Annotated in this window: 1 pseudogene; it reads left to right on the forward strand. The window is 60.1% G+C overall.

Features of this window, described 5'->3' with window-relative positions:
- Window positions 1–271, forward strand: a pseudogene (locus HMPREF2656_RS05995) (tRNA 2-thiouridine(34) synthase MnmA); the annotation flags it as partial.

Here is a 271-nt window from a genome sequence, read left to right on the forward strand (position 1 = left end):
TTGCCACAGGGCATTACGCAATTATCGACGACGCCGGCAACCTCCGCCGCGCAGAAGACCCGAACAAAGACCAGTCGTATGTGCTCGGCGTGCTTACTCGCGACGAGTTGGACCGCTGCATCTTCCCGGTCGGTGATACGGAAAAGCCCCAGATCCGTGAGGAGGCCGCCCGCCACGGGTTTGCTACTGCCTCCAAGCCGGATTCTTACGACATTTGCTTCATCCCCGATGGCAACACCCAGGCGTTTTTGGGCCGCTCTATCGGCATGCG

Source organism: Corynebacterium sp. HMSC034B08 (genome assembly GCF_001835805.1).
In the GTDB taxonomy this organism is placed as follows: Bacteria; Actinomycetota; Actinomycetes; order Mycobacteriales; family Mycobacteriaceae; genus Corynebacterium; species Corynebacterium coyleae.